This is a genomic window from Candidatus Enterococcus murrayae (assembly GCF_017315985.1).
Taxonomy (GTDB): Bacteria; Bacillota; Bacilli; order Lactobacillales; family Enterococcaceae; genus Enterococcus_A; species Enterococcus_A murrayae.
Genome location: NZ_JAFLVR010000018.1, coordinates 15,889 through 42,842, shown reverse-complemented (window position 1 = coordinate 42,842; position 26,954 = coordinate 15,889). Strand labels below are relative to the sequence as shown.

Here is a 26,954-nt window from a genome sequence, read left to right as displayed (position 1 = left end):
GTATTTCCTCCCTATTATTATTTAAATGCCCTTTGCAGACATTTTGTTAAAACCTAGTTCATTAGTCGCACCGGTAATTGCCTGGATTTCAACTTCAATCGTGCCGTCGTCTTTCAAGCTGCCATCAAAGCCGCCTGCGATTACATCGATATAATCGAATTGACCGATCAATCGATCCATTTTAGGTAATTGGATCGTTTCATTTGCATTTCCACCAGTTACAACTGCAGTTGCTAATTTATCTGCATCTGCCAACGACTGGCTAGCACCGTCTCTTCCAGCATACTCATCTGTTACAATTACTGTTTTGATTCCTTTTTCTTCGACTTTCTTACAGTTCATGATCAAATCTGTATCAGGATTTCCAAAGCCTTCCTGAGAAATAATAACCCCATCCAGTCCAAGATATTCACACAATTTCGCGACAAAATCACTGGAACGATGCTTATCCTTGAGATAAACTGTTTCATTGGTTATTACTACACCTAAGAAGTTGATTTCTTTTCCATGCTTCTTATACAAATCTGAAATCACCGGATTATTTAAATGATGATAGGTTGTATTCTTGTCGCAAGCAGATACACAGTTTCCACTGATTATGGCACCGTCCATAACTTCTGTTGGATAAAGAATCGTTGGCACTATATGCTTTGCGTCTGTTCCATAAACATACGTATCGTGCAGTAATCCTTGTGTTTGCAGCATGTAAACATAACCAACTTTTGGCAAATCAGGATATTGTTGAATTTGTTGCAGCAACGGTAATGTCTCAAACGTTTCGATTGTATCAGGTTTAACTTTTTCACCTAGCTTGCCAATGTAATCCGCAGTTTTTAGTCCTGCGAAACGAGCCGCCTCTTCATACAAATGAGGATCTAACCCTTTTTGTGGTTTTAGGACTAAACAAATTTCGATCAATTGGGAAAATGGTGTCAGCTCAGATCCAGGTCCCTGCATGTCCACAATTCCCTCTTGAAAACCGACGATTTTCCCAACGGTCATGATACCGCACCCTTTCAAAACATGAGTACGTCCATTGCCGACCACATCAACTTTATTGATAACTCCTGGGAAAATGCCTGCTGTGGACTCAACCTTGCATCTCGGCTCAATCACATCTTTAACAGGCGTAATGCGAACACTATCCCCTGGTTTGGCGATTTCAATCTGACAATCAGCTAACCGATCATCTGCTAAAACCAATTCCTTGATTTTTTTCGGATCGAGATATAGTGTGCCGTTGTCGATTTTCTCTTCTTCGCCTAAAACAACTTCTTTGATTTCGATGTTTCCAATTTCTAGTTTCATTTATTCACCTCAGTTCTGATTATTTGTAAGTCGCTGGATATTATTGACCCACCCCCATTCTCTCCAACGTACTTTGCGCGATATAAAAATCTACAAAAGCAAAATCTTCGAGCACTGCTAAGGACCAATTAGGGCGCTGCTTATTTTTGATAAACTTTTTGTAGACAGCTATCGCTGATTCAATATATTCTAAACTCTCAATATCGATATATTGAGAATTGGTCTCTGAAGCAAAGATCGTTTTATAATACGTCTCATTTGGTTTAATACTGCCGCTCAATGGATGTGACAACAGACAAATATGGTCATCGATAATTTGCTTCTTAACCACATTTAACACATCTCCATATTCCGCATCTTCTAAAAAAAGCATGACACCAATTTGTCCTAGTTTTTCTTTCACCATTGGATTGTTTGTTATAACGATCATTTCACCAACCGCCTTTTTCAATTGTGTTTTTATTCACATGATTATCTTTAGAAACCATAAAAAAGAAGACAACAACACACTGTGCCATTGTCCTCTGTTACTAGCCTGAGAGATTCTCCCCTTGCAGGGGATTGCTCCTTCGGCGCATTTCTGCTCTCCAGAGTATCATCCAATTACGGTCCGGTTACCTGAGATGTTCATTGTAAAATCAGCAAATTTTACAATTTATACCTTCGGTGGCAATAAAATTGCACTCTCCCGCAATTTTCTTTTGATTTATTCGGAAACGCTTTCTTTCAATTAGATAGTAACAAGCTACCTAAAGAATTACAACCCGACCTTTAAATATTTCTAGGTTAAATGGCAAACTTCTCACAAAGTAAAAAATGCTGCTTCCTCTATTTATCATATTGCTCTGATAGCCCGATCGTCTTTTGAGCTTACGCCAACAAATAATTGATGAACCTAAAAAACTATCAACTAAATAAACATTGATTTTGGTTGCTTCAAGTAATCAAAAAAGAAAAAATCTTTTTCAAAGAGGTTTTGATCGAATTTTTCTTTTCTTCGTTTTGTAAGCATTTCTCAATCAGAAGTATCCAGCAGCGTGCTATGATTAAAAGAAAAGCAGGTGATTTTTTGATAAACGAGCGATCAGAGCAAGTTTTCAACATTTCTGAGCTAGATCAGGAGCTTCAGAAATTTATTTTGAGAATGGACACAAACCTGACAATAAAATCCACTATTTCTTATATAATGTTGTTAGATTTTCGTTCTCAACATATCAACGAATTGCTAAAAAATGAGAGCGTCACCTCAAAGCAATTCGATCATGAATTGAAGGATAAGATTCGTACACAACAAGTTCACATAAAGAATGTCAATGATTCATTAAAAACAAAAGAAACTTTTGGTCAGAAAGTAGCAGATGGTATCGCAAAGTTTGGCGGAAGCTGGACTTTTATAATTATCTTTATCCTCGTCTTGGCAGCTTGGATTACATTAAATACCTTTCCCTTATTTTTCGGACCATTTGATAAGTTTCCTTATATATTGTTGAACTTGGCCTTATCATGTTTGGCTGCCATTCAAGCGCCAATCATACTAATGAGTCAAAATCGCCAGACTGAGCGTGATCGCGTCGAGGCGGATAATGACTATGAGGTAAATATAAAATCAGAAGTCGAAATTCATCTGCTTCATGAAAAAATAGATTATTTGATGGATTTAAAATGGCAGCATCTGATTGAGCTGCAACAGTTACAAATTGAACTTTTGCAGGAACTCACTCGACAGAACCAAATGATTCTGCAAAAAGATAAAAGCAATACTTAGTTAGTCAAATAGCCCGATAAATTCTTATGTCACAGAAATTTATCGGGCATTTAGAAAAAAGCAACCTGGCAATTAATTTTTTTTAGCAATGATATAAGTCACATTATAGTGACTGCGAGTTCTTTTTAAAGATAATACATTGTTTTATCTTCCAATAAAATATTCTCTTTAAATCCCTTCAACCCAGTCTTAATTTCAGCAACGCTATCTTCAAAAAGATCAGTCATTCCAAATTCTTTACCTAAATAAACATTTTCCAGTTGATTGTAAAATTTAGTGAAAGCTAATTTGTTTTCTATATCCTTTAAATCCATACCATAATAATCCAGTATTCTTCCAACAAACTCTTGATCAAAACCTTCCTCATAATCATACATCAAACAAACAAACTCCATATCAAGATCATAAAGCGCGATATCACCAAAGTCGATCAGACCACAAATTTTATCAGAAACTCGATCATAGTAAACATTACCCGCACCAAAATCATTATGGATCAGGCATTTGGTGTAGTGAAACTCTTGCTTCAACAATTTGTCATAAACTTCGTCTATTTCTTGTTTAACAGACTCATTTAAAAGTGGATACGCGGCTTCTTTGATGACTTCATACTCATAGGCAGCTTTCGTATTTTTGTTTACTTCAAGATCATTGACTTGTGTCCTCCATTCAATCCTGTGCAATGCTTTAAAAAAGGCTGCCAGCTCTTTAGCCATCTCCTCTTTCCGATCATCCGTGAGAGTTGCCAAAATCTCCGCATCTAAAGGGACCCCTTCGATTTTTTCTTGAGCTATAAACTTCAGTTGATTCGGCTGCTCAGACTTTCCAACATAACAAATCTCAGGAACCTTTAACGGGACTTGATCTTTTATTTCTCTCAATACGAGAGCTTCCTTATAAAGATTCTTTGCTGCTCTAGTGTGGCGAGGAAACTTAAAAACATAAGCGTCATTAAGCAAAAAGGCCTCGCTGTCAAAACCAGTTCCTAAATATCTCAAGTCTTCGATGATTAATTCAGGATATTCTTGTTTGATCTGTTTCATCACTTCTACTTTATTCATTGGTCACCTCTTTTTTCATTTGTTGATCAATTCCTAAATGGCAAATATAATAATCTTCTAAACTGAAGAACTCGAGAATCATTCTTTTAATGCCAGTATTCATTAACCAATCATACATGGAAAATTTTATGGCGGCTACCTTGAGTTATACAGAGCTCATAAAAAAGCTCACAAAAATGTTCTTGTGAGCTGCTCCCAATATTCAGCTAATCGTTCTTGGAACCATCTTAAGTTGACTTTATGATGACGTTTTGTATATCTCATCATTCACATACTTTGGCGATTGTCATACACGACCAATGAAGAGGTTTTTCCTCAATATTTGGCTGTCTTTCTTTTACTTAGTTATTTCAGCAAATTTTTTCATGAACGTTTGATAATCCAGCTTGCCCAGAGCAAAATCGCGACTTAATAAATAGATTTTTTCATTTGTCGTTGTTTCTCGACCATAAATCCTGCTAAGCTGTTCATCTTCATTTCCTAAAGCATGAGCAACATTAATCCTTTTTTTAAATGCTTCATAGTATCGAATCCCAAACTGTCTTTGTGATTCAGCATTAATATGGATACCGTCTGGATTCGAAGCCAGATTTTCAGCGCTTACCAAATAAGAATTTTTAGTCCCCTTCACAACCGTCTGGATCTCACGATTGATCTCTTTAAACTCTATTGCACTTTGTCCAAAGCCGCTTTTTCCAAGAAAGTCTGGCAGTTCACCAACAATGATCGGCAATTCTGGTAAGCTAAGCGCTTGTCGAAAATGACCAAAAACTGCTTTCAGTTTTTCTGCGTAATCCTTATATTGCCCGTTTAAACTGTCATTTTCTCCTTGATGCCATAGTATTCCAATTAATTCGCTAGTTTCCATCGCAAATTTTGCCTCACTAAGTGCATGTCTGGCCAACACCTGATCCTCTGCCCACTCATCAATCGAGCTGCCACCTTCAGCACAAGGGATCAAACCCAGCTTTTCAGCTTGATGATCCTGTGCCCAGGCTGCCGCAAAAGAGGCTGCTGGGCCGATGCCTGCTACTTCGCGGTCATTATGAAGTGGTTCTGCCATCATCTGCCACCGGCCATTACGCAAAACCTCAATATTTTCATTATAAATTGCTGGAGCATCATTTAAATAACCACGTCCAGCCATATTCGACTGACCAATCAATAAAAAAGACTTCATTATTCTTCTCCTTAATTTCAACACTTCGCATACTATAGTCTAATTAGCCTATAGCGTCAATAATTAGTTCTTCCAATAGAGATTGAAATTAATCGGAGAAGTCCAACCAGTCATGATTTTAGATTTTCAGAGATTCGTTCCTTCTTTCATCTTTTTTTTCCGTTCGCTGATTCTCAAATAGAGCACTAGCCCAAATAGACAATGTAAGAACAAAACCACGACATATATGCTCATCGATTTTGTTTCCCCGTTTATCAAATCTGTTAGTCCATAAAATGTCGCACTCGAAGGTATAAGATACGAAACAGTTCTAAAACTACTTTTTTCTGACGTCATTAGATAGAAGAGGATCGGAGGAGCAATAAACAAAATCATTACTATCTTAATATAGGCAATGCCAGCCATCATATTAGTTGAAAACTGGCCGATAAATAATCCTAATAGGGCAGCGACAAAAGCGGATAGAACGATTAGCACGAATAGCGGTAAAATATTTTTAACCTCACCTCGAATGCAAATAAACGCTGTGATAATCGTAGAGACTGTTGCACCGCAGAAACCTATGAAAATTTTTTGTTTGAGATATTCAGTTTTGCTTATTGGTAGTATTTTGTTAATCTGTGAGATACCGTCCTCTTTTTCTCCAATGATACTCATCGCATTGAAGGTACAGCCCATGAACATAGCAGTCACCATCGTAATTACGATCAATAATGATTTTATCCATTCCGTGTCTCCCGATGCTGGGCGAATAGTGGCAGTCGAGATAGCAGAATTCTTACTCTCAGAATACATTTGTGATAAATGAGCCGCTAGCTCCTTATACAATGTCCATTCATCTCCAGAAAGGATTGTCTTGATTTCGTCTTCTTCAAGTGTAACCCCAATTAATTGAGTTGCCGGATCCTTCACTGCATTATCTAAAGCAGTGCGATCCTTATATATAGCGACAGTACCAATTTTATCTAACCATTCTGCCATTTCCTTAGTTAAACTCCCTTCAACAATTCCGAATGAAGTCTCCCCAACAGTAGAGAAATTAACGTCTGAAAAGCTGTTCACAGCAAATCCGAAAATTATGGGCAGCAGAAAGGTCAAGAGACACAGTTTATCCCTCCGAATATTTTTTAACTGATAAATCATCCCTTTCATTCTACCCCTCCTTAACCATTTCCTGTGATAGTACTTTTCTTGCCAACAGAAACAGCAAAATTATAATAAGCAAACAAACGCCATAATAGATATTACTTGCTGCAGTCACTTGAAAATAGGCATTCTTCATAGCCATAAATAAGTGATACAGCGGATGGTAATGAATCCAATTCCATGTCATTCCTGTTTGTCCGGCTAAAAAAACAGGTGTTGTAACAAAAACAGCAAGGACTAAATACAATAAAGAAAATTGCTTGAAGTCTGGTAAGCGAATCGCACAAATAATTCCAATGAGAGTCATAATTAGCGACATAATCGTTGTTTGGAGTAAAACGGCTGGAATTACTCCAAAGCCCTCCAAATGACCAAGGTTGATCACTGTCAGCAAATAAGCAAACAGATTGTCAGCTGCAAGGAACAGGAACAATTTAGATAAAATGAACAAGCTTTTTGAGATTGGCATCACGCCATGGATTCGAATGACCCCCATATGCTTTTCCTTAAAGATGATCGAAGCAATTCCTAAAAAACCGACTGCAGCTAACTCAAAAAATAGAAACTCGCTGGTTATTTCTCGCCGATTTTTCATGTCTTTATTGTTACGCCCAATTTCTTGTACTGCAGGAGGCTTTTCATCAGTCAGCAGTGCTAAAGCATATGCCGCTCGAATAGTATCAATGCGAGCTCTGCCTGATGAATCCATTATTAGCAGAGGCTTCGAACCTGCAGCATTCACTCCTATTGCCTCTCCCTCAGTTGTTTGCTTCTTCAACTCCTCTAAACTTTTGACCTCCGTCACTTTTTTAGAGGGCGCAGAAATTTTGTTATTTGGATCATAAAGAAAAACAGGATAGGCTTTTTGATCAAGGTTGACATATACAAATTGAATATAGCAGGAATACAACAGTAAGGACCCCAAAGCTAATAGAAAAAATTTGCCAGATAGCATCATTTTGAAATCTTTTTTCAGCAGTGTGAAAAGAGAACTGATCATCATGATAACCGCCTTCCTGTATACTGGATAAAGATTTCTTCCATCGTCGGTTCTTGAGAATGAATACTCAGGATTTGATCATGAGGAAAATTCAGACTCTGATCTAATGTATTTATTTTGAGCGTTTTACTCTTTCTTTTCTTGTCCAATGTATACTCTATCGTTACCTGATGTTTACTGTTATGCTCTTTCAAATGCTTTGGTGCATCTATCACCGCGATACTCCCCTCCACAACGAAAGCCACTCGGTCACAGAGAAGCTCAGCATCCATCATATTATGGGTAGTAAGAAAAACGGTTGTTCCTTTTTTCCGCTCCTCCTCTATAATATTTCGAAATAGTACTGCACCAGATGGATCCAAGCCGCTCGTTGGTTCATCTAAAAACAAAAGGTCCGGACTAGTCATCAACGCTCTGGCCATACTTACCCGTTGCCGCATTCCTTTAGAGTACGAGGAGACAGGCTTGTGCAGATAGTCTTTTTTGAATTCTAAACGTTCTAGCAATGCCGATATGTCTTGTATTTGATCCTTTGGATAAAATGAAGAAAAATAGTTTAGATTATCTAACGCACTTAAGTTAGCGTATAAATAGGGAAATTCGAAAAGCACTCCGATTCGTTGAAAAAATTTCTTGTTTGTTCGGTAGGCCATATCTTGACCAAATAGAGACACCTCTCCGCCATAATTTTTCAAAATACCACTAAGTATTTTTTGAGTCGTTGATTTTCCTGAACCATTCGGGCCTAAAAAACCAAAAATTTCTCCTTCACCTACTTTAAAATCCAAGCCATGAAGCGTTTGTTTATTTTTTCCATACGAAAAAGTCAGCTCTTTTACTTCAATCATTATTCGTCTCCCCACCTATCATTCTGATTTCCCTTTTTCTGTCTTCCTGACCACCAATTTATGAACTTGATCTTTAAGGGCAGTGAAAGCAAAAAGATGACGGTAAAAATTATCCACCAATACCAAGCTAATCCTAGAAACATCGTAATTCCCCCAGTCTGATTGATCGCTTTTATAGTTCTAACTGTACGACTCTCTTGTAAAGCTGCTGTAAAGATGGGATGAAGGCAATGTAAAAAGCCGTACCTGATTAAAGTACGACTTTCCTTAAATTATTGCTTATTATCTATAGGAAGTGAAAAATAGAATTCCACACCAGCAGTCCGATTATTGAAACCAAAATCAGCTTGATGCATGGTAAGTATTTGCGCAGCAATAGTCAGTCCCAATCCTGATCCGCTCTTATTTTCCCCGCCTTTGCTGCGCTGAAATTTATTCCAACTGTCACTAGAAACATTCGGGCCATCATTATAAATTAAAAAATGAGCGTTGTCTTTTAAGGTTGTCAGTTCAATGTGGATTTTGCCGGAATCCGTCACAAATTTTTTTGCATTACTCATAAAATTGTGGAGAACTTGTCTCATTCGTTTTTGATCAGCGATGACAAAAATTGGCTGCTCCGGAAGCGAGTAGCTTAGTTCAAAATAGGTTGTCCTACTATCGATAAATTCTCGACCAGCAATCGCTTCTACTAATTCTACTAAATCAAACGATTCAACAGATAGACTCGTAGATCCAGCTTCTAATGCAGATAAATCTAACAAGTCATTTATCATTTCTGCCATTTTCTCTGTTTCTTCAATGATTGTTTGCCGGTAGCTTTCCTCTTGCTCTGGCGTGGCCTCGCCTAATCCTTCAGAATAGGCACGGATCACTCCGAGTGGTGTCTTTAGCTCATGTGACAACGTGTCTGCTAAATCTTTACGCTGTTCAAGCGCGTGCGTTAGATTGCGAGCAGTTTTATTCAAATTATTCGCTAATGTTCCCAGTTCATCATTCGTGTGGATTTTACATGGCTGTGAAAAATCTAAGTCCGCCATTCGCTGAGCTGCTTCACTTATTTCATGGACTGGGCGCGAAACGACTTTACGTAATATCGCGTCCCAGCTTACTATCAAAGCAATTAGTAATACAACAAAAATAATATCTCTCATCCACCCGCCAAAAGCAGAGGAAATAATATACGACAAAAGACAACCGCCAATCACTAGTTTTGATAAAAAGAATACCTTTTTATTTATTAAATAGATAGAATACCATTTATTTCTTCTAGTTTGTTCAGCCATCACTATTCACCTCGAATTTGTAGCCAGATCGAATCAATGTCACAATAGCTTGTCCCTGTGTACCAAGCTTTTGTCGAAGATTCTTAACGTGGACATCTACAGTCCGGGTGGTCCCCTCGAAATCATATCCCCAAACTCGATTAAGCAGTTGTTCCCTAGAGAAAACCTGTTTAGGATTTTGCATGAATAGCAATAGAAGCTCATATTCAGTATGGGTCAATTCAATCGATCGCCCTTCAACCCTTACCTCACGAGCCAAAGGATCAAGGATGATTTGTCCTGCCTTAAATAAATTTCCTATCTCTTCTCCACGTCCAGTTCTATTTAATAGCGCTCTTACCTTTGCCATCAGAACGTTGGGACTAAATGGTTTCGTCACATAATCATCCGCCCCTAATTGATAACCGTATAGCTTATCTGATTCATCAACCTTTGCAGTTAGAAAAATAATCGGCAGATCACTGATCTCGCGAGCCTGTTTACATACGAGGTAGCCATCCACTGTTGGCATCATGATATCCAAAATCATTAGATCAACCACATTATTTTTTAGTGCCATCAATGCCTCTACTCCGTCATCAGCTAAAAGAACCGAATGATTGTTCTTCTTAGCATAATCGGCAAGAATTGTTTGGATTTGTTTTTCATCTTCTGCGATCAATATCGTTGCCATTGGCAATCACTCCTCCGAAACCTGCGATTTTAAGAAACCGTATCTTCAATTTATTTTATCACAAAGAATTTCTAAGTAAGAAGGTCTTTTCACTTAACAGAAACCAACGACAAAAAATTATAAAAAAAACTCCTTATGAAAAGGAGTTCTAAAAAAATCACTCAAGGGTGGCAGCAATTTCTCCAACTTGTCTAGTTCCCAAATTGATCGCTAATTTTTTGTCTTTCATTTCTGGTAAAACCACGATCACAATATCATCTTTGTCATTTTTTGCTAAAAATGCTAAATCCACTTGAACTAATGGATCACCTGCCTTTACTTTCTGCCCTTCTTGAATGATTGAACTGAAGCCACCGCCATTCAATTCTACAGTATCCAATCCAATATGGATCAATACATCTAATCCATCTTCGGTTTCCATCGTCAGTGCATGCAGCGTTGGAAAAATAGATTTGATCCTTCCTTTTACTGGGGCACAGATTTTTCCATCGGACGGTTTGACTGCGAAGCCTTCACCCATCATTTTTCCACTAAAAACGGGATCGTTCACTTCTTTCAAGTCAACTACCATTCCATTTACCGGTGTCATGATTTCGTTAATTTTGCTTTTGAATAATCCAAACATTTGTTGCGCTCCTCTCTGTATTGTTTTAAAATTTTTCTTCATCCTACGAATGATCTTATTTCTTTTACTGTTAGTGTATAATACGAAAGTAAGGATTTCATTATTTTATTAGGAGGTGTGGGAATGGATCTAGAATTGGTTACTAAAGGAAAACAATTATCCGACAATGACCTTTCGATCTTGACTTACTTAGCCGCTCATGTAAACGAATTGGAGGGCGTTTCACTTAGAAAAATCGCCGCCACACTCTATACTTCTCCAGCGACAATCGTGCGCTTGGCCCAAAAAATGGATTTTTCCGGATATTTAGAGCTATTTTACTTTTTAAAAAATCAATACCGACCACAGAATCAATTCGTCGAGGCAACAGTCGATATTTCAATTCCTACAGATAAAATCGCGCCTTCTATTCAAGCTATGAAGCAAATCTATCAGAAAAACCAAGAAAAGTTTATCACGATTTACGCAACCGGATTTTCGAGCATGATTGCAGAATACCTCTATAAGAAACTATTAGTCAATGGTATCAAAACGTTATTTGTCAATGCGGCCGATTCATCAGGGATCATCAATAATAATATTGATAATATCAGTATGCTGATTGTTATTTCTAAATCTGGCGAGACCCAAAAGGTCGTTGAAAAAATGCATTTTTCGAAGGACCATGGGATACCAACTATTCTATTTACTGGAAATAGTCAATCACGGGCAACAGAAGCCGCGTCAATCATTTTTGAAGTCACTGATGAGCGGCCGCTAGATAGTCAAAATATCAAATACAATAGCTTTTTTGGTAAATTATTGCTGCTGATGGAATACATCGTCCAAGAATTCACTAAGACAAACTAGTTAAAATAGTCTTGTGCAATCTGTTTATAGGCAGCATGCTTGATTGGATCGGGAATAAAGACTTGCTGACTCTCTTCTATCGTTAATTTCGGCTGCTCCAATAAATAGTACAAACCAAAAATTGGTTCGTTTTGCTGGGCATAGTAACATTTCACACCAAAAACATCTGCAGCGAGTTGTCCTAACGCCGCTGTTTGGAAAAAGCCTCCGCTAACTGAAAGCTCTTGATCTTTAGCAACCAGCTCTACTAATTGACGAATATTCAGCAACACCCCTTCAATCACACTTCGCAGCATATCATTTTTGGTATGCTGTAGTGTCAAATCATAAAATCCCCCTTTTAAATCATTATTCCAATAAGGTGCTCGTTCTCCATTTAAATAAGGCCAAAAGCGTAATCCATTGGCTCCCACTTCAGTTTCTGCCAGTAACTCTGGTATTCGTTCATAAAATTTCGCTGGATTTTCGGCGAAATAGTTCGCTGCCCAAGCTAAAATGACTCCCCCATTATTTGAAGGTGCGCCGCTTATCAGCAGATCGTTCTTTAAATAGTAACAAAAATTTTGTTTCTTCTGATCCAATTGAATAGTTTTGGTCGTTTGACGAACTGCTGCACTTGTTCCAATCGTCAAACTTGCAGTTCTGCCGGTCGAATAATAGCTGGCATAAGCAGCCAACGTACCATCACTGGCACCAATAACGACACGAGAATTATTGGAAAATCCAAACAAATCACATCTATTAGGCAGCATTCTATACTCTTGATTAGTATCAGCCAGCTCCGCTAATTGCTCTTCCTTAATGCCTAAAAAATCAAGAATTTCTCCACTCCACTGTTTTTTTCGCAAATCAAAAAGTCCTGTGGCAGACGCTGTAGCATAATCAATGATCGGTTTTCCAGTAAAGTACTCCATCAGCAATTCTTTGATTCCATACCAATGCATGTCTTTTGGATAACTTGTTGATTCTTGAAAATACAATAGCTTCGCAAAAGTCGACATCGCGTGAATCGGTGTACCCGAAATTTCATAGAAATGCGAGGCTAAATCCGTTTGCTTAAATCCTTCAATACTTTCCGCGGCTTGAAGATCCGACCATAAAAAGAGTTGATTTCTGCCATCAGCAGGCATTATGCTGTGCATCGCCGTACTGAAGCTAATCAATGTGACTTGCTGACGTATTTTTTCAGGTATCGCTAGAATCCCTGCTTGCAAAATCGTTAAAAGCACAGTCCCATTTTGATACTTAATCTGATCATCTCCATAAGTTTGCAGCGGCAGCTCACTCGAATAAAGCAGCTCATTCTTCTGAATCACTCCTAATTTAATCGCTGTTGTACCAACATCTATTCCTAAAAATACTGACAAAATCATTCATCCTTTACAATGGCATGTCCGCCGAACTGATTGCGCAATAATGCGACAAGTTTCTCACTTATCTTATCACAATCCTCTGAAGCAAAGCGCGTCATAAGCGATTGAGTAATCACCGGTAGGTTCACTCTTAATCGCAACGCTTCCTCAACTGTCCATTTTCCTTCACCTGAAGAAGGGATAATCCCTGCTACTTCAGTCATTTCGCCATGTTCTTGATAGATTTTTTCCACTAGTGCCATCAGCCAAGAACGAATCACTGACCCATGATTAAAAACGTGAGCCACTTCAGCCATTTTGTAGTCGTAAGGACTATGATGCAATAAATTAAAACCTTCACCAATCGATTGCATCATCCCGTATTCAATACCATTATGAACCATCTTAAGGTAATGGCCGCTGCCTGCCGGTCCAGTATGAATGAACCCATTTTCAACACACAAATCAGTAAACAACGATCTTAAATTATTAAAAATCGACTGCTCACCTCCTATCATCATACAAGCACCATGCCTAGCTCCCTCCACACCACCTGATGTTCCCACATCAATGAAATGAATTCCCTTTGCCTGACAATATTCGTAGTTGTTTAGACTATCTTGATAATGAGAGTTTCCAGCTTCAATCAGAATATCGCCTTCACTTAACTTATTAGCTGTATCCATGACCGTATTATTAGTTAAATCTCCTGCTGGAAGCATCAGCCAGACGATCTGTCTGTCCATTTTGTTTGCTAACAGGCTATCGATATCAGGATAAAAGTCCCCGCCCATTTCTAATAAAGCGTTACCAACGTTAGGATCAATATCAAAGCCCTTTACCTGATACCGATGCCTTAATAAATTCTCAGCAATCCCCATGCCCATTTTTCCTAAACCGATCATTGCGATCTCCATCATCATTCCTCCTACTATTTTTGAAAAAAGGAACATAACAACACCTATTCATTGAATCGCTGCTGTTATGTCCTTTAAAATTTAATGTAATTCTGGCCAAGTATCTCCATTTTCGATAATTAAGTCATCCAATAGTTCCTTAGCGACCTGTGCACTTGGCACTGTTTTAGATAAGGTCAAAGCCTGCCACATTTTTTGATAACTTTTTTCCACATATGCTTCGACAACTAATTTTTCAACAGTAACTTGCTGGAACATCAGCGCTTGCTGAAAAGCTGGAATTTTTCCTTGAGCTAAAGCTTCGGGGCCATCTGTTCCAACAATACATGGAACCTCCACCATTGCATCGTCAGGAAAATTAGCGATTGCACCATTGTTTTCGACGATCATCACCATGCGTTCATGCGTATTAAAAGCGATCGCCCGCGCTAAATCAACAATAAATGTAGCATGCGCGTCTATTTCAAAAGCAATGCCCTCTGCAGAACCATTCGCAATAATTTGACGCGCGTGATCAAAAACGTTCTTTTCTCGTCCCTGCATTACTTCATTTGCCCGCGTAAATTCTGGATGATCCTTCATGTGTTCAAAAACATAATCCGGATACAAGTAATATTTCAAGTACGTATTTGGCAAGTATTCCGGCGTTACCGCTAAAATATCTTTTGCTTTCTTATGTGTTTCCTGCCAGCTTGGATCTGTATGCTGAGTATCGACTTCGATTTGAGTCAAATAGCCATGTTCAGAGACATAGTTACGAATTTGATCAATGTATTCATGACCTGCTTTATCTTTGACACTCGTCCACCAACCAAAATGATTTAAGCCAAAATAGCGAACCTCTAATTCTTCCGGTGTTTTTCCTACAATCTGCGACATGCGGCGTAAGGTCCCTACAGGCATATCACAAATATTCAAAACTTTTGAATCTGGCCGCAGTACTCGACAAGCCTCTGCCACGATCGCTGCAGGATTAGAATAATTCAACATCCAGCATTCAGGGGAATATTTTTCCATGTAATCGATAATCTCCAGCATTCCCGTAATACTACGCATACCATAGGCGATCCCACCAGGACCACAAGTCTCTTGACCAAAGACTCCGTGGCGCAAAGGAACCTTTTCATCCTTCTCACGCATCGCATATTTTCCTACACGAATATGCGCCATACAAAAATCAACATCCGTAAAGGCCGTTTCTGGGTCTGTCGTATAGATAAAATCAATCTCAGGGGCTTGTTCCTTCAACAAAATCTCTAGGGCCTCGCCTAAAATTCCTTGTCGGTCCCCATCATTGTCGTATAGCTTTAACGTTCTTAATGGAAAACGGTCCAAATTATCCAACATCATCATAACGATCCCAGGAGTAAAGGTACTCCCTCCACCGGCAATTACTACTGAAAATTTCTTCATCACTATTCGTCTCCTCCACTGTCTCTACCTAAATATTTTTCGAGCTTTTCTCGGACTTGGGGTACGGTCAGTCCGTAAACTACATGCACATTTTCTCCATTACTGATAACACCTTTTGCTTGTGTCTGATCTTTGAGCAATCCCTCATTCACCAAAGCTGGATCTGCCAACTTCAAGCGTAAACGCGTATAACAATTATCGATTGTCTTGATATTTTCAGCACCGCCTAACCCCACAACGATTTGTTTTGAGAATTCATCATCAGTGATTGGCGTTGCCATGACACCAGCATCTGGTACACCTGATTTCTTCTCATTGTATTCTTTTTTCGAATAAAGCTTCGTTTCTTGATCATTATCTTCACGACCAACCGTTTTAAAATTGAACTTGACGATCAAGAAGCGGAAAATGAAATAGTAAATAAAGAAGAATGCGATGCCCACTAAGAGATAAATCGGCCAACGAGTCTTTTCGGTTCCCAGAGGAATATTATATAGCAGAAAGTCGATAAACCCATTCGGACCAATCGCTCGCGACCCCAAAATATTCAGTGCAACCATACTCAACCCGCTTAATGCTGAATGGATGACGAATAATGCCGGCGCTACAAACATAAATGAAAATTCAATTGGTTCAGTTACACCAGCGATAAATGATGTTACTACTGCTGGAATCAAGATGGCTTTTACCTTGAATTTATTTTCTGGCTTAGCCGTTTGATACATCGCTAAACAGGCACCGATCAAACCAAACATTTTTGATATTCCCCTTGCATCCCAAATCACACTTTGCGAAAGTACTTTGACCGCAGGATCAGCAATTTCAGCAAAATAAATATTCCTTGCACCTTCAAAGACTTGCCCACCGACATCTGCCACACCACCAAGAGAGGTATATAGGAATGGTGTATAGATCAGATGATGCAACCCAGTCGGAATCAATAGACGCTCCAACGAACCGTAGAGGAATATTCCAAAATTACCCGTCTTTTGAATAACGCCGCCTAATCCATCAATGCCCTGCTGAATAACAGGCCAAATAAAGGAAAGGCCAATCGCTGCCAGTACTAAGACTGGAATCAAAACGATAAAAACAAAACGTGCACCACCATATACTTGGAAAGCATTGTTAAAGGTGGTATCGATAAAACGATTGTGGATCACTGCTACAACAATTCCAAGAATGATTCCAAGAAAAACACCCATATCCAATACTTGGACACCTAAGACTAAGGTTTGACCAGACCCCTGCAATTGTTCAGGTGCCACCAACATATCTCTTAGTTCCATAAATTTGTTCATTGCGTATAGGAAAACTAAATATCCGAGTAAAGCAGTGAAGGCCGCTTCCGCTTTTTTCTTATTCGCTAACCCTAGAGCAATTCCAACACAGAAAATAACTCCTAAATTCGTTAAGACTGGTAGTAATGCCGCAGACAAAATACTACCAAAGCCCATCGTGATTGGATTGTCCAAGAAGCCAAACGTTTCAATCAGCCGCGGATTAGTAAAAACGTTACCAATTGCGATCAAGATACCCGCTATCGGCAAGATTAGTACAGGAACAAACATTGCCTTCGAAAATTTTTGCATGCTATCCATGATTTTCGCTTTCATCTTTTTATCTCCTTTGTTTATGATGTGATTAGTATACGTGGCACAATTACAAAAATAAATAGATACCGCTTACAACTAAACTCGTTTCATGATTTGGAATATGTTTCATAGAGGTAAGAACTGTTTCAACTATCTAAAAGAAATACTCTTAAATCACTTAGTATAAAGCAAAACAAAATAAGCATAAGAAGAAGTTGATTTTCTCCTTATGCTTGGTTTATACATTAATACCAATCAGCCATCATCATCAGTGTCATACTGCCATCATCGACACCCATTTCAATTTGCTCTCGAATCTCTGGCATATCCGATTCCTTCACTTCGCCGGCTGCTATCAAAAATTGATAGAATTTTTTCATTGAAGAGCCCGCCTTCTTTACTGCACTTTCACTGATCCACAGATTTTTACGAGCTCCCCAACTGAAAAAATCACTAATAATTGCAAAAGTGGATATTGCCTGATTAAAACCATAAAAAATTAGATAGCCACTTAAATAATATTCAATAGTTGATAGCTGTCTATTTACCGTTTTCTTAGTCACTTTTTCATGTTGTTCAAGATACTGCTGAAAAGCTTTTAAAATCCGTTGATTATTTGCCAATGCTTCATCTATTTCTTTCTCCGATAAATCACCTGCTTTACAATCAGCTAAAGATTTCCAGTCTCTTTTTACGACATTTTCTTCTAAATCCTCCTGCGAGATATCATGGAGAACTAGAGGTTCTTTAAAAACTTTTCTTAATTCATCTAAAGGAAAGGATTCTTTAAACACACTATCCGCTAAATCAATACTGAGCTTAATATCAATAAGTACATCCAAATTGAACCTTTCATGGTACTCCAGTGAAGTAATCATATTATTGATGATCCCAGTAATGACGCGATTATATCCAGCGCTTACCTCTATTTCGCCAGCCAAATCAAGATAGTCAATTATTTTTTGCTGCGGAATTTTCGCGGCCTGGAATACTTCTTTTATTGCAGTCCGAATAATCTCATTCAACTGCTTTTTATTTTTAGCATCGATTCCTACCAAAACAATCGGAAAATACGTCAAATCATTGACCAATAACAAAATTTTTTTTCTTTTTACATTGAAGTAATTCGCATGCCAAGAAAAAAGTGGGTTGCTATCGGAAAAGCTTCTTGCCAACTTTTTATCAGCTGCTTTAGGTAAATAATTAAATAAAGGTAATGCTTTTTTCGATGGATTGATGATCATTTTCTATCCCTCACTCAATCGTTTTTATTTTTCTCAAGACAATAATAGTATAGCAAAGAAACATACATAGAGGTAACTCGACCATTCGAAATTTCTGAATAAAAAAACGAGCTTCCAATAAAGGAAACTCGTTAAAGTCTGTTTGAACAGAATTTTTCTTATTCCGCAGCGTTGTCGTCTTTGAGACCGTATTTTTTGTTGAAACGATCGACACGTCCGTCTGCTTGTGTGAATTTTTGACGTCCAGTATAGAAAGGATGAGAGTCTGAAGTAACTTCGACACGGATTACTGGGTAAGTATTTCCGTCTTCCCATTCAACTGTTTCTTGTGAAGATTTAGTAGAACCTGACAAGAATTTGAAACCTGTAGTTGAGTCCATAAATACAACTGGATGATATTCTGGATGAATTCCTTGTTTCATAGTTTTTTTCGCTCCTTTGCCCTGAATCATTTGCTGGTTCAGAGTTATTTATTTACAACATGAATATACTATCATGAATGATTCGACAATGCAATTATCTTTTTTGATTTCTTCTTGGCGTTTTTCCACCGAAGGAAACATCTTTAAAAGCTTTGAAAACGCCGTCGTTATTCTTTGTCTTCCTCAAGAAATTGATGAATTGTGATGTATATTCTAGAGAGTCGCCAGTCATATTATTGCGAAGTTTGAAGATTTCCTCAAGACGATCTGGACTCATTAGCAATTCTTCTTTACGCGTGCCAGACTTCTTGATATCGATCGCTGGGAAGATCCGACGTTCAGATAATTCACGAGATAATTGTAATTCTAAGTTCCCAGTTCCCTTGAATTCTTCATAGATGACATCATCCATCCGGCTGCCAGTATCAACTAAAGCTGTGGCTAAAATCGTCAAGCTGCCGCCTTCTTCGATATTTCGAGCCGCACCAAAGAATTTCTTAGGCTTGTAAAGAGCGGCTGGGTCAATACCACCACTTAATGTCCGACCACTAGGTGGAACGACTAGGTTATAGGCACGAGCCAAACGAGTGATACTATCCATTAGAATCACGACATCCCGCTTATCTTCGACTAGACGCATCGCACGTTCAAGTACCAGCTCAGACACCCGCGTATGGTTTTGCGGCTGTTGATCAAATGTCGAATAAACCACATCGCCCTTGACGCTGCGTTCTAAGTCTGTCACTTCTTCTGGTCGTTCATCGATCAGAAGAACAATCAATTCAACATCGGGATGATTATCAGTAATGCCATTAGCGATCTCTTTCAGAATCGTTGTTTTACCGGCTTTTGGCGGTGCAACAATCAACCCACGTTGACCAAAACCAACAGGTGAGAAAATATCGATCATTCGTGTAGATAATCTTCCAGGCGTTGTTTCTAAAATTAATTGTTTGTCAGGATAAAGAGCAGTCAGTGCTGGAAAATGGGGGCGTTCTTTGGCTTCCTCTGGGTCTTTACCATTCACACTCTCCACATGCATCAAGCCATAGTAACGCTCAGATTCTTTTGGAGGTCTAGCCTTTCCAGCGACCTTATCTCCATTTCTAAGTCCAAAACGGCGGATTTGTGAAGAAGAAATATAAATATCCTCTGCGCTTGACCCATAATTGATTGGTCGTAAAAAACCGTAGCCGTCTTGTCCAACGATATCCAAGACCCCTTCCATATAAAAGAAGCCTTGCTTTTCTGCCTGTGCCCGAATAACAGCTAATGACAGTTCCTTTTTATTCATTTGACTGTAATATGGTATTTTAAAATCCTTTGCATAAGCATAAATCTCTTTTAGCGTCTTGTTCTCAAGCTCCGCCATTGTTAAATAATCGCTCATTATTCCGCCTCTTCCTCATCAATCATTTCGATAGTAGCACCAAGAGCCGTCAGTTTTTCAATAATATGATCATATCCGCGTAAAATGTATTCCACGTTAAAAATCGTTGTTTTCCCTTCAGCCATCAATCCAGCGATAACTAAACAAGCCCCAGCCCGTAAATCAGAAGCGACTACTTCAGCACCATGCAGTTTGCTTTGGCCGTTTAGGACAATTAAATTTCCTTCTACGCGAGCATCCGCGCCCATTCGTACCAACTCTGGGATATGATTAACTCGTTTTGAATAGATCGTGTCAATTATCTCAGCAGTTCCTTGTGCCTTTAATAATAATGGTGTTAATGGTTGTTGTAAATCCGTCGCGAATCCAGGATATGGTGAAGTCGTCACATCGACAGCCTTCAAATTCTTTGAAGGCAAGACTTCGATACTATCTTCCGAGATATTCATCTCTACACCGATTTCCTCTAACTTTGCGATAAAGCTTTCGATATGTTCATAAATGACATTATGAACAGTCACGCCTTCCCCCATCGCCGCAGCCAATGCTAAATAAGTCCCTGCTTCAATCCGATCAGGAATGATTGAATGAACACAGCCGTGTAATTCTTCAACCCCTTCGATCCGAATTTCATCAGTACCTGCACCGCGGATCTTCGCGCCCATATTATTCAATAAGGTTGCTACATCAATGATTTCTGGTTCTTTAGCCGCATTTTCAATAATCGTTTTGCCTTTTGCTTTGACTGCTGCCAGCATCACGTTAATTGTCGCACCAATAGAAACCACATCCATGAAAATGCGATCACCGGTTAAACCTTCTTCTTCTGTACGTAAATAAATTACGCCATGTTCATTCGAAACATCAGCGCCTAAGCTCTCAAATCCCTTGATATGCAAATCGATGGGACGTGGACCTAAGAAACAACCGCCAGGCAAACCAACGACTGCTTCACCGAACTTACCTAATAAAGCGCCCATAAAATAGTAAGAAGCGCGCAATGAATTTATTTTTCCACTTGGCATTGGGATTGATACAACCTTACTCGGATCAATCACCATTCGATTATCTTCAAAAGACACTTCTGCACCCATGATCTCCAAAATCTCGATCAAGGAGTGAACATCTTGAATATCGGGAACACCTTCTAAAATTACTGGCGAATCCGCCATGATTGCTGCTGGGATCAATGCGACTGCACTGTTTTTCGCGCCGCTGATTGTAATATTACCTGATAATGACTTTCCGCCATGGATTTCAATTTTTCTCATTTATTTTCACCTAATTAATTATTTTGAAGTTTATAGACCATTATCCATTCTAGCATATTATTGCTTGTATAAAAAGGAAGCATTCTCAAATCATTGCAGAAAATAATCAGGTTTTTCATGCTAGAAGTTTTTTTGGTTAGTAGGTGAAAAAATTCAAAGTTTTATGCGCTTAAACAGCAAAAATTATTCATTTTTTTGTAATATTTATGGATTTTTTAAAGATCTTAAATTTGAGTCAAAAAAAGCTCGGAGCATACGCTCCGAGACTTAAAAAATCAATTAAGCTTTGTTTGCTGAACCGAACCAGTCAATGTGTTCTTCAGCATCTTTAACGATTGCAGCAACACCTGGTGCTAACAATTTACGAGGGTCAAAGCCTTTTCCTTCTTTATCTTTGCCAGCTTCGATATATTCACGAGTTGCTTTAGCAAATGATAATTGGAATTCAGTGTTAACGTTAACTTTAGAAACACCCATTGAGATTGCTTTTTGGATTTGTTCTTGAGGAATACCTGAACCACCGTGTAATACTAAAGGAACATCAGAACCTACAGCATCAGCAATTGCTTGTAAGTGGTCAAATGCTAAACCTTTCCAGTTTTCAGGGTATACGCCGTGAATGTTACCAATTCCGCATGCTAGGTAGTCGATACCTGTAGCAACCATTTGAACACATTCGTCGATGTCAGCTAATTCACCAGCACCGATGATTCCGTCTTCTTCCCCACCGATAGAACCAACTTCACATTCTACAGAGATACCTTTAGCGTGAGCTTTTTCAACAACGTCTTTAGCAAGTTTCAAGTTTTCTTCAAAAGGAAGATGAGAACCATCAAACATGATTGAAGTGTAGCCAACTTCGATACATTCTAAAGCAGCTTCATAGTCACCATGGTCTAAGTGGATTGCAACTGGTACAGTGATACCCATTGAATCAACTAAGTTACAGACGATATCTTTAGCAACTTTATATCCACCCATGTATTTTGCAGCGCCCATTGAAGTTTGGATAAGAACTGGTGCTTTTTTAGCTTCTGCAGCTTTTAGAATTGCTTGCGTCCATTCTAAGTTGTTTGTGTTGAAACCACCAACTGCATATCCGCCTTTACGTGCTGCTTTCAAGAATTCTGCTCCTGATACTACTGGCATAAAAAATTCCTCCTAGTGTTTTACTATTTGGTTAAGCCATGCTTAACTAACGTGTTAATTCTATCAAAGTTTTCCCATCTTTGCTACTGCTAACCTTTCGATAAAACCTTTACATTTCAACTTTTTTGGTTTTTTTTACTACTAGTGCAGAAAGCGAAACATTTTTCACAAAAAACGAAGAAAAAATCAACAGAGCGTTCGATCTTTTATTCATACCAGAGCACAAAAACTGGAAGATGCTCGCATCTTCCAGTAGTTTAAATTATTATGCTTCTTTATTTTCCAATGCCGCTCCAACAAAACCTTTGATCAATGGTTGCGGACGGTTAGGACGTGAAATCAATTCTGGATGGAACTGACATCCTACAAAGAATTTGTTTTCAGGAATCTCAACGATTTCTACTAAACGATTATCTGGAGAAACACCTGAGAAGACCAGTCCTTTTTCTTCAAACAATTGGCGGTATTGATTGTTGAATTCATAACGATGACGGTGACGTTCTTGGATCACTTCTTCGTTATTGTAAGCAGCCGCTGTTTTGCTGCCTTTTTTCAATTTGCATGGATATAAACCAAGACGCAAAGTACCACCTAAATTTTCCACGTTCTCTTGGTCGGCCATCAAGTCAATGATGTTATTCGCTGTATCTGGTACCGTTTCAGCTGAATTCGCGTCTTCAAGTCCAGCAACGTTGCGGGCAAACTCCACGCAGGCCATCTGCATTCCTAAACAAATACCTAAGAATGGCACATCGTTTTCACGAGCATAGCGGATCGCTTCGATCTTCCCTTCAATCCCGCGATCACCAAAACCGCCAGGAACTAGAATGCCGTCAGCATCGCCTAGTACTTCCGCAACATTCTCGCGAGTGACTTCCTGTGATTGAATCCACTCAATTTCGATATCTGAATCAAATGCAAACCCAGAATGTTTCAACGCTTCAACTACAGAAATGTAAGCATCTGGCAATTCGACATATTTCCCTACTAACGCAATCTTGACTTTCTTTTTAAGATTCAACACTTTTTCTTCAAGTGCACGCCACTCAGTCATGTCTGCACTTGGTACATCTAATTTCAAATGATCACAAACAATTTGGTCCATTCCCTGTGCTTGTAATGCTAATGGAATAGAGTAAAGAGTTTCAACATCACGAGATTCGATCACTGCTTCTGGTTCTACATCACAAAATTGTGCCAATTTATTTTTGGTTCCTTGAGAAACTGGCTGCTCTGTACGAACCACCAAGATATTTGGCTGAATACCCAAACCACGTAATTCCTTCACGCTATGCTGTGTTGGTTTGGTTTTCATTTCACCAGCAGCTTTCAAGTAAGGAATCAATGTTGTATGGATATACATCACATTGTCCGCACCAACCTCTGCTTTCATTTGGCGTAAAGCTTCCAAAAATGGTAGAGATTCAATATCCCCTACAGTTCCGCCGACTTCTGTGATAATGACGTCGGAATCAGTCATCTTAGCAGCACGCATGATTTTTGATTTGATTTCATTTGTGATGTGGGGAATCACTTGAACTGTCGCTCCTAAGTATTCACCTTTACGTTCTTTACGAATAACCTCTGAATAGATTTTTCCTGTCGTTACGTTGGAGTATTGATTCAAGTTGATGTCGATAAAACGTTCATAATGACCCAAGTCCAAGTCCGTTTCAGCACCATCATCCGTTACAAAAACTTCTCCGTGTTGGTAAGGACTCATCGTACCTGGATCGACATTAATGTATGGATCGAATTTTTGGATAGTAACTTTCAATCCCCGATTTTTAAGCAAACGACCCAATGATGCTGCCACGATCCCTTTGCCAATTGATGAAACTACGCCGCCAGTTACAAAAATATACTTTGTCATAAATGAAAAAACTCCTTCATACTAGTTTGCAGGAAACGTTTAGAAAATACACTTTGAAAGGCAAAACGAACTCTCTCAGCTTTTTTGATAATAAGCGAAAAAAATCATCCGTAGAACCAAACAAAGAAAGCTCCCTATCCAACTTGAATAGGGAGCTGTGAATTCACTAAACACTTGACCCTTACTAAAAGGGTGCCCAAGCAGTATAATACTCACACTTTGGAAAAATGTCAACTGTAATTAATAGTTGCTTAATTTTCCTTAATCAAATAATTTGCTAAAAAAGCTTCTCTTCTTCTTTGGCTCTGTATTGTCCTCCGCTTGATTTGATGAATATTTTTCTTCAATATCAATGATTTCTTCATTTACCGCATGATCTGTTACTAATAATACGCCAATGCTGTCCTCTGATTCTACTTTTGCATCATTTACGATAGTAAAATCCGTTGCATTTTTTGAAGCCAGACCAATGAAGTCCTTTTGTAGACTTTCGCTCACTTCCCCATTAATCAACAGCTTGCCTTCAGGATGCTTTTTGATTTCTTCAATCAAATGTTCGCGGTCTTGTTTACTGCTCATCTCTCGCACTGTCATACTTACAAAGCAGCGTTCTCGAAAAGTCCCTAAATATTTCCGTTGCTCATCTGGATTGATCCGCGGCGAACCGTACCTTCCTTTATCTAAATGCTGCTGCAATTCGTCGTTTGCCATATTTTCACTTCCTTATAAGTATGTTTCATTCAAATATAGTATATCAAAAGAGTGAAAAAAATGCTGAAACTCTGCAAAAAAATAGCGATAAATCACTTGTTTCATGAAAATCATTAGAAAACCATTGTACTTTTATTCGTTCTATTCTATAGTAAAAGATGATTTTAATTATTATTCAAAAAGTCCGTTTACCTGCGGACTTTTGTCGTATTTTTTTATAAAGGAGTGTTTTATGATCAAGCATTACATGGGTTTATTACAACAGGAGTTTAGACATTACTCCAAGGGAAAACTTCAAAAGGATTTATTGGCAGGGCTAACTGTTGCTGCAGTCGCATTGCCTTTAGCCTTAGCTTTTGGCGTCTCTAGTGGAGCCGATGCAGCAGCCGGAATGATCACAGCTATCATTGCAGGTGTCGTTATTGGCAGTCTTTCAGGCGGTTTCTATCAGATCTCGGGACCTACTGGTGCAATGGCAGCTATTCTAACTGGTATTATCGCCAGTCAGGGGTTGGCTGGTGTCTTAGTCGCTACATTCATCGCAGGGATCATTTTATTGATTGCCGGATTATTTAAGCTTGGAGGTCTTACCTCATTTATCCCATCACCTGTTATTACAGGCTTTACTTCCGGTATCGCTATTATTATCGCTCTAGGTCAAATCGACAACTTTTTCGGTACGACTTCTGCTGGAGAAAGTGCGTTAGCAAAGTTAATGAGTTACCGTCATGCTTTCACGCCTGATTTTCCAACACTTTTGTTAGGTCTATTCGTTTTATCCCTATTGATTTTCTATCCAAAAAAATGGAGTCAAATTTTACCCCCTTCATTAGTTGCAATTATTCTAGCCACGTTAGTCACCATTGTCTTCAATCTGCCTGTTGCGAAAGTCGGGAAAATTCCAACCTCCTTATTAACCAGCGAACGACTACACTTAGCAACGCTTAATCTTCCATTAATTAAGCAATTATTGTTCCCTGCTGTTAGCATTGCCATGCTAGGAATGATTGAAAGCCTGCTTTGCGGTGCCGCTGCAGGAAGGATGACTGGCAAAGAACTTGACAGCAATCAAGAATTGATTGCTCAAGGAATAGGCAATATGATTTTACCTTTTTTTGGAGGGATTCCCGCAACCGCTGCAATTGCCAGAACCAGTGTAGCAATAAAATCCGGTGCCCAAACACGACTGGCCGGGATTTTTCACGCTCTCTTTTTATTTTTATCCATGATTATTTTTGCACCAATCATGTCCCAGATTCCTATGACTGCATTGGCTGGTGTGTTGCTTGTAACAAGCTGGCGTATGCATGAATGGACAACGATAAAAACCATGATTCAGCAAAAAAACCTAACAGCAATTCTTTTGTTTTTCGTGACCATGCTCAGTACGATTATTTTTGATTTGAGTATCGCAATTGTCATTGGAGTCCTCTTCGGCTGTGTTTTCTTCATCAGCAAGAGTGCGAAAATTTCCATTATTACGGAAAGCATTGACTGGCAGAGAATGGGAATGTCACATTCTGATGTAGGTTCTAATTGGGTCGTCATTTATATTACTGGACCACTATTCTTTATGTCTTCTAATCAGCTGAAAAGAGAACTGGATAAGGCTGTAGATAAAGAAGGGATCATCTTTTCTCTGCGTGGTGTTCCAAGTATTGATTTAACTGCAAGGGATATCTTTGCTGACTATTTCTCAACCGCTGCAATCAATAATCAAAAATTGATTTTTACCTCCATGCAGCCAGAGGTAGAAAAGCAGTTCAATCAACTTTGGGATGAACAGACAGATTGTCCCGATCAACACCCTACTGTCGCACACGCTCTTCATGCATTGCATCAGGACTATTAGCTCAAAAAAAGCTGTGAGAATGCT

Annotated in this window: 24 protein-coding genes and 2 riboswitches; of the genes, 3 read left to right on the top strand and 21 right to left on the bottom strand. The window is 38.8% G+C overall.

Annotated features, from left to right (window positions below):
* Positions 1-21: 21 nt before the first annotated feature.
* Together JZO85_RS07535 and JZO85_RS07530 are read right to left on the bottom strand one after the other, a co-directional pair.
* Positions 22-1,308: a glycine/sarcosine/betaine reductase component B subunit gene (locus JZO85_RS07535; protein WP_207107889.1), complete on the bottom strand. Its 1,287-nt coding sequence runs from the start codon at positions 1,306-1,308 to the stop codon at positions 22-24.
* Positions 1,309-1,348: 40 nt separating this feature from the next.
* Complete coding sequence (locus JZO85_RS07530) at positions 1,349-1,738, bottom strand: GrdX family protein (protein WP_207107888.1); 390 nt, start codon at positions 1,736-1,738, stop codon at positions 1,349-1,351.
* Between the two features lie 90 nt (positions 1,739-1,828).
* Positions 1,829-1,903: riboswitch (glycine riboswitch) on the bottom strand.
* Between the two features lies 1 nt (position 1,904).
* Positions 1,905-2,009, bottom strand: a riboswitch (glycine riboswitch).
* A 341-nt stretch (positions 2,010-2,350) separates the two neighbouring features.
* On the opposite strand from JZO85_RS07530, the gene JZO85_RS07525 reads away from it, so the two are divergent.
* Complete coding sequence (locus tag JZO85_RS07525) at positions 2,351-3,073, top strand: DUF1003 domain-containing protein (RefSeq protein WP_242550266.1); 723 nt, start codon at positions 2,351-2,353, stop codon at positions 3,071-3,073.
* A gap of 125 nt (positions 3,074-3,198) precedes the next feature.
* Here the strand turns inward: JZO85_RS07525 and JZO85_RS07520 are convergent, their stop codons facing one another.
* The 8 genes from JZO85_RS07520 to JZO85_RS07485 form a co-directional block, all read right to left on the bottom strand.
* Positions 3,199-4,134, bottom strand: a complete 936-nt coding sequence (locus tag JZO85_RS07520; protein ID WP_207107887.1) for a phosphotransferase family protein — start codon at positions 4,132-4,134, stop codon at positions 3,199-3,201.
* Between the two features lie 337 nt (positions 4,135-4,471).
* Positions 4,472-5,314: a sialate O-acetylesterase gene (locus JZO85_RS07515; RefSeq protein WP_207107886.1), complete on the bottom strand. Its 843-nt coding sequence runs from the start codon at positions 5,312-5,314 to the stop codon at positions 4,472-4,474.
* A gap of 126 nt (positions 5,315-5,440) precedes the next feature.
* Positions 5,441-6,466 (bottom strand): ABC transporter permease, encoded by a 1,026-nt coding sequence (locus JZO85_RS07510; protein ID WP_207107885.1) that lies wholly within the window; start codon positions 6,464-6,466, stop codon positions 5,441-5,443.
* Position 6,467: 1 nt separating this feature from the next.
* A complete protein-coding gene (locus JZO85_RS07505) occupies positions 6,468-7,463 on the bottom strand; it encodes an ABC transporter permease (RefSeq protein WP_207107884.1) in 996 nt (331 codons plus the stop codon).
* Entirely contained in the window at positions 7,460-8,308 is an 849-nt protein-coding gene (locus JZO85_RS07500; RefSeq protein ID WP_207107883.1) for an ABC transporter ATP-binding protein, read from the bottom strand. The genes JZO85_RS07505 and JZO85_RS07500 overlap by 4 nt, the downstream gene beginning before the upstream one ends.
* A 272-nt stretch (positions 8,309-8,580) precedes the next feature.
* On the bottom strand, positions 8,581-9,594 hold the full coding sequence (locus tag JZO85_RS07495) for a HAMP domain-containing sensor histidine kinase (RefSeq protein ID WP_207107882.1): 1,014 nt from the start codon (positions 9,592-9,594) through the stop codon (positions 8,581-8,583).
* Positions 9,587-10,267 carry a response regulator transcription factor gene (locus tag JZO85_RS07490; RefSeq protein ID WP_207107881.1) on the bottom strand — a complete coding sequence of 227 codons (681 nt, stop codon included), beginning with the start codon at positions 10,265-10,267 and terminating at the stop codon, positions 9,587-9,589. The genes JZO85_RS07495 and JZO85_RS07490 overlap by 8 nt, the downstream gene beginning before the upstream one ends.
* 157 nt (positions 10,268-10,424) lie before the next feature.
* The gene (locus tag JZO85_RS07485) at positions 10,425-10,892 is read right to left on the bottom strand and encodes a PTS sugar transporter subunit IIA (RefSeq protein ID WP_207107880.1); all 468 of its coding nucleotides are present in this window, start codon (positions 10,890-10,892) and stop codon (positions 10,425-10,427) included.
* Positions 10,893-11,015: 123 nt separating this feature from the next.
* Between JZO85_RS07485 and JZO85_RS07480 the strand changes: the two genes are divergently transcribed.
* On the top strand, positions 11,016-11,741 hold the full coding sequence (locus JZO85_RS07480) for a MurR/RpiR family transcriptional regulator (protein WP_207107879.1): 726 nt from the start codon (positions 11,016-11,018) through the stop codon (positions 11,739-11,741).
* On the opposite strand, the gene JZO85_RS07475 is transcribed toward JZO85_RS07480, so the two are convergent.
* The 11 genes from JZO85_RS07475 to JZO85_RS07425 all read right to left on the bottom strand — a co-directional run bounded on the left by JZO85_RS07475 (position 11,738) and on the right by JZO85_RS07425 (position 25,078).
* Entirely contained in the window at positions 11,738-13,114 is a 1,377-nt protein-coding gene (locus JZO85_RS07475; protein ID WP_207107878.1) for a gluconokinase, read from the bottom strand. The two genes, JZO85_RS07480 and JZO85_RS07475, sit on opposite strands and share 4 nt — an antisense overlap.
* The gene (gene gnd / locus JZO85_RS07470; protein ID WP_207107877.1) at positions 13,111-14,010 is read right to left on the bottom strand and encodes a phosphogluconate dehydrogenase (NAD(+)-dependent, decarboxylating); all 900 of its coding nucleotides are present in this window, start codon (positions 14,008-14,010) and stop codon (positions 13,111-13,113) included. The genes JZO85_RS07475 and gnd overlap by 4 nt, the downstream gene beginning before the upstream one ends.
* Positions 14,011-14,091: 81 nt before the next feature.
* Entirely contained in the window at positions 14,092-15,423 is a 1,332-nt protein-coding gene (locus JZO85_RS07465) for a 6-phospho-alpha-glucosidase (RefSeq protein ID WP_207107876.1), read from the bottom strand.
* 2 nt (positions 15,424-15,425) lie between these two features.
* The gene (locus JZO85_RS07460) at positions 15,426-17,039 is read right to left on the bottom strand and encodes a PTS transporter subunit EIIC (RefSeq protein ID WP_207107875.1); all 1,614 of its coding nucleotides are present in this window, start codon (positions 17,037-17,039) and stop codon (positions 15,426-15,428) included.
* 224 nt (positions 17,040-17,263) lie between these two features.
* Entirely contained in the window at positions 17,264-18,262 is a 999-nt protein-coding gene (locus tag JZO85_RS07455) for a DUF6933 domain-containing protein (protein ID WP_207107874.1), read from the bottom strand.
* A 158-nt stretch (positions 18,263-18,420) separates the two neighbouring features.
* Positions 18,421-18,684, bottom strand: a complete 264-nt coding sequence (locus JZO85_RS07450; RefSeq protein ID WP_207107873.1) for a type B 50S ribosomal protein L31 — start codon at positions 18,682-18,684, stop codon at positions 18,421-18,423.
* A gap of 94 nt (positions 18,685-18,778) precedes the next feature.
* Positions 18,779-20,074: a transcription termination factor Rho gene (gene rho / locus JZO85_RS07445; protein ID WP_207107872.1), complete on the bottom strand. Its 1,296-nt coding sequence runs from the start codon at positions 20,072-20,074 to the stop codon at positions 18,779-18,781.
* A complete protein-coding gene (gene murA / locus JZO85_RS07440; protein ID WP_207107871.1) occupies positions 20,074-21,345 on the bottom strand; it encodes a UDP-N-acetylglucosamine 1-carboxyvinyltransferase in 1,272 nt (423 codons plus the stop codon). The genes rho and murA overlap by 1 nt, the downstream gene beginning before the upstream one ends.
* Before the next feature lie 279 nt (positions 21,346-21,624).
* Positions 21,625-22,494 carry a class II fructose-bisphosphate aldolase gene (locus tag JZO85_RS07435; protein ID WP_088932264.1) on the bottom strand — a complete coding sequence of 290 codons (870 nt, stop codon included), beginning with the start codon at positions 22,492-22,494 and terminating at the stop codon, positions 21,625-21,627.
* A gap of 265 nt (positions 22,495-22,759) precedes the next feature.
* The gene (pyrG, locus tag JZO85_RS07430) at positions 22,760-24,367 is read right to left on the bottom strand and encodes a CTP synthase (RefSeq protein WP_207107870.1); all 1,608 of its coding nucleotides are present in this window, start codon (positions 24,365-24,367) and stop codon (positions 22,760-22,762) included.
* A 261-nt stretch (positions 24,368-24,628) separates the two neighbouring features.
* Positions 24,629-25,078, bottom strand: a complete 450-nt coding sequence (locus JZO85_RS07425) for a YueI family protein (RefSeq protein ID WP_207107869.1) — start codon at positions 25,076-25,078, stop codon at positions 24,629-24,631.
* 232 nt (positions 25,079-25,310) lie between these two features.
* Here JZO85_RS07425 and JZO85_RS07420 point away from each other — a divergent pair, with 232 nt between their 5' ends.
* On the top strand, positions 25,311-26,930 hold the full coding sequence (locus JZO85_RS07420) for a SulP family inorganic anion transporter (RefSeq protein WP_207107868.1): 1,620 nt from the start codon (positions 25,311-25,313) through the stop codon (positions 26,928-26,930).
* Positions 26,931-26,954: the final 24 nt, after the last annotated feature.

Excerpts from the sequence above, each read along its gene's own strand:
- JZO85_RS07535 (WP_207107889.1), bottom strand. The coding sequence starts at position 1,308 with ATGAAACTAGAAATTGGAAACATCGAAATCAAAGAAGTTGTTTTAGGC.
- JZO85_RS07530 (WP_207107888.1), bottom strand. The coding sequence starts at position 1,738 with ATGATCGTTATAACAAACAATCCAATGGTGAAAGAAAAACTAGGACAA.
- JZO85_RS07525 (WP_242550266.1), top strand. The coding sequence starts at position 2,351 with ATGATTAAAAGAAAAGCAGGTGATTTTTTGATAAACGAGCGATCAGAG.
- JZO85_RS07520 (WP_207107887.1), bottom strand. The coding sequence starts at position 4,134 with ATGAATAAAGTAGAAGTGATGAAACAGATCAAACAAGAATATCCTGAA.
- JZO85_RS07515 (WP_207107886.1), bottom strand. The coding sequence starts at position 5,314 with ATGAAGTCTTTTTTATTGATTGGTCAGTCGAATATGGCTGGACGTGGT.
- JZO85_RS07510 (WP_207107885.1), bottom strand. The coding sequence starts at position 6,466 with ATGAAAGGGATGATTTATCAGTTAAAAAATATTCGGAGGGATAAACTG.
- JZO85_RS07505 (WP_207107884.1), bottom strand. The coding sequence starts at position 7,463 with ATGATGATCAGTTCTCTTTTCACACTGCTGAAAAAAGATTTCAAAATG.
- JZO85_RS07500 (WP_207107883.1), bottom strand. The coding sequence starts at position 8,308 with ATGATTGAAGTAAAAGAGCTGACTTTTTCGTATGGAAAAAATAAACAA.
- JZO85_RS07495 (WP_207107882.1), bottom strand. The coding sequence starts at position 9,594 with ATGGCTGAACAAACTAGAAGAAATAAATGGTATTCTATCTATTTAATA.
- JZO85_RS07490 (WP_207107881.1), bottom strand. The coding sequence starts at position 10,267 with ATGGCAACGATATTGATCGCAGAAGATGAAAAACAAATCCAAACAATT.
- JZO85_RS07485 (WP_207107880.1), bottom strand. The coding sequence starts at position 10,892 with ATGTTTGGATTATTCAAAAGCAAAATTAACGAAATCATGACACCGGTA.
- JZO85_RS07480 (WP_207107879.1), top strand. The coding sequence starts at position 11,016 with ATGGATCTAGAATTGGTTACTAAAGGAAAACAATTATCCGACAATGAC.
- JZO85_RS07475 (WP_207107878.1), bottom strand. The coding sequence starts at position 13,114 with ATGATTTTGTCAGTATTTTTAGGAATAGATGTTGGTACAACAGCGATT.
- gnd (WP_207107877.1), bottom strand. The coding sequence starts at position 14,010 with ATGGAGATCGCAATGATCGGTTTAGGAAAAATGGGCATGGGGATTGCT.
- JZO85_RS07465 (WP_207107876.1), bottom strand. The coding sequence starts at position 15,423 with ATGAAGAAATTTTCAGTAGTAATTGCCGGTGGAGGGAGTACCTTTACT.
- JZO85_RS07460 (WP_207107875.1), bottom strand. The coding sequence starts at position 17,039 with ATGAAAGCGAAAATCATGGATAGCATGCAAAAATTTTCGAAGGCAATG.
- JZO85_RS07455 (WP_207107874.1), bottom strand. The coding sequence starts at position 18,262 with ATGATCATCAATCCATCGAAAAAAGCATTACCTTTATTTAATTATTTA.
- JZO85_RS07450 (WP_207107873.1), bottom strand. The coding sequence starts at position 18,684 with ATGAAACAAGGAATTCATCCAGAATATCATCCAGTTGTATTTATGGAC.
- rho (WP_207107872.1), bottom strand. The coding sequence starts at position 20,074 with ATGAGCGATTATTTAACAATGGCGGAGCTTGAGAACAAGACGCTAAAA.
- murA (WP_207107871.1), bottom strand. The coding sequence starts at position 21,345 with ATGAGAAAAATTGAAATCCATGGCGGAAAGTCATTATCAGGTAATATT.
- JZO85_RS07435 (WP_088932264.1), bottom strand. The coding sequence starts at position 22,494 with ATGCCAGTAGTATCAGGAGCAGAATTCTTGAAAGCAGCACGTAAAGGC.
- pyrG (WP_207107870.1), bottom strand. The coding sequence starts at position 24,367 with ATGACAAAGTATATTTTTGTAACTGGCGGCGTAGTTTCATCAATTGGC.
- JZO85_RS07425 (WP_207107869.1), bottom strand. The coding sequence starts at position 25,078 with ATGGCAAACGACGAATTGCAGCAGCATTTAGATAAAGGAAGGTACGGT.
- JZO85_RS07420 (WP_207107868.1), top strand. The coding sequence starts at position 25,311 with ATGATCAAGCATTACATGGGTTTATTACAACAGGAGTTTAGACATTAC.